Source organism: candidate division WOR-3 bacterium, from assembly GCA_029858255.1.
In the GTDB taxonomy this organism is placed as follows: Bacteria; Hydrothermota; Tepidihabitantia; order SM23-42; family SM23-42; genus SM23-42.
In genome coordinates this window covers 1-2,006 of the sequence record JAOUFJ010000082.1, presented here as the reverse complement: position 1 = coordinate 2,006, position 2,006 = coordinate 1, and the positions used below count along the sequence as shown (strand labels likewise).

The 2,006-nt window shown below is 47.6% G+C and carries 3 protein-coding genes; all 3 read left to right on the top strand.

Annotated elements, in window-relative coordinates:
- Positions 1-28 precede the first annotated feature (28 nt).
- On the top strand, positions 29-1,189 hold the full coding sequence (locus tag OEV79_12615; protein ID MDH4212279.1) for a ThiF family adenylyltransferase: 1,161 nt from the start codon (positions 29-31) through the stop codon (positions 1,187-1,189).
- Positions 1,186-1,614, top strand: a complete 429-nt coding sequence (locus tag OEV79_12610; GenBank protein ID MDH4212278.1) for a DUF6527 family protein — start codon at positions 1,186-1,188, stop codon at positions 1,612-1,614. Before OEV79_12615 ends, OEV79_12610 begins: the two co-directional genes overlap by 4 nt.
- Before the next feature lie 117 nt (positions 1,615-1,731).
- A partial coding sequence (locus tag OEV79_12605; GenBank protein MDH4212277.1) for a patatin-like phospholipase family protein occupies positions 1,732-2,006 on the top strand: 275 nt, incomplete at its 3' end.

Below are 2,006 nucleotides of genomic sequence, written 5' to 3'. Positions count from 1 at the left end.
GGAATGAAGTTCATCGTGGGGAAATCAAATCGCTCTTAGTGCAGACATACAGCTTTTGCTCGATGAGGGCTATGAAGTCGAGTTAAAACACGAATACCTTATTCTGAGGTCGGTGCCGTATGTCACCGCTGACAAAGAGGTAGCCATAGGCTCGCTCATCACCGCTTACCAAGAAGGTAAGCCGGCTGATCACACCCTGTGGTTTTCGGGTGATATGCCATGCTACCCGGATGGTTCTCAGATCAAAGCGCTGTTCTTGGAAGAGAACATCACGATGCCGCTATTTGATGACTTTGTAGCGCCAAGGCGATTCTCCAACAAGAATTTCGAGGTGCAAGATTTTCCGCGGGATTACCACGAAAAGATGGTGCACTACGTCGAAGTCATCAGTGGACCGGCCAAGCAGATTGATCCCAATGTTGACGCTAGGACAGGCAAGGTGATCCTGTCAAGGGAAGAGAACCCAATATTCAAATACCCGAATCCGTCGTTTGCTAAAGCAGGAATCGTTGCGGTATCGCAAAAGCTTATGAAAGAAAAGATAGCAATAATTGGTGTGGGTGGAACCGGTGGATACATTCTGGACCAGTTGGCCAAGGTACCGGTGCGCGAAATTCATTTGTTCGATGATGACGTATTCACACGTAGCAGTGCTTACCGCGCTCCTGGTGCAGCCTCCCTAGAAGCGCTGCATGGCAGGCCGAAGAAAGTCAACTACCTGTATGCCCAGTATTCCGCCATGAGGAATGGGATTGTGCCGCACCCTTGCCGTGTAACCCATGAGAATGTTGCAGAGCTGGCGAATTTTGACTTTGTATTTATCGCCATCGACCACGGGCCTTCACGGAAACTGATTAGTGAATACTTGGTTGCCAGTAATATTCCGTTCATCGACGTCGGTATGGCCATTGAAAAGATCGATGATCTGGTAAGTTTGCAGGGACGCTGCCGCACCACTGTCGTGACTCCACAGAAGAACGACCATGCTTGCACGTTACCGTTTACTGAAGACAAGGAAAAGGATATTTATGATTCCAATATCCAGATCGCTGACATGAATGCAATCAACGCCATCATTGCCGTGATAACCTGGAAGCAGCAATGCGGTTTCTATATCAACGAGACCAGTGCGCACGAATTGATGTACATGCCATCGGTACAATCCATGACCAGGGACCAAATCGTATGAAGCTTATGAGCATCACACCGGTTTCTGTCGATTCCGTTCCCGAGCAGTTGGAGCCAGGTATCCTCTACATCAGTGAAGAAAACGATGTCGTCATGCATCTGTGCTGCTGCGGTTGCGGTCTGGAAGTTGTCACTCCTTTGAGTCCTGCCGAATGGAGCATCAGAAGATCAGGCAATACCGTCTCCTTACGTCCGTCGATTGGTAACTGGGATTACCCCTGCCGTTCACACTACTGGATCACCAATAACCGTGTTGAATGGGCTGGCCCAATGAGCAAGAAAAGGATCGCGATAGTGAAGGAACGTGATCGCGTCGATAAACGACGTTATATCGATCATGTAAATGCCGAAAAACTGAAGAATGTGGATTCTGATTTATGGTCTGTTATCAGGAATTTATTCAACAAGCTAAAAAGCTGGTTTTAGATTTGCATAGGAGCAAAAAAATTAAATAATTAAATGAATGAAATGGGACAGCTCAGTCCGTCCCCATGTAAATGAACCCCATCAATTTTCTTTGATTCCTTTATTAGGACGGCGCATATGAATGTATTAGCTGCAACGCCTTCAACACTCACTGCTGAATATGAGCAAGACGGCCTTTGTCGAATTCTGGCGCTAGACGGTGGGGGCGCAAAGGGTTTTTATACGCTCGGTGTTCTTAAAGAGATCGAGGGCATGCTCAAGTGCCCGCTTTACAAACGTTTTGATCTCGTGTTCGGCACGAGCACAGGTGCCATCATTGCATCACTGATAGCGCTCGGATACGAGGTAGATCAGATTCATGAGCTATACAAGAAGCATGTGCCGACCGTCAT

Bases quoted from the DNA above. Each gene is read 5' to 3' on its own strand.
- OEV79_12610 (MDH4212278.1), top strand. From the start codon at position 1,186: ATGAAGCTTATGAGCATCACACCGGTTTCTGTCGATTCCGTTCCCGAG.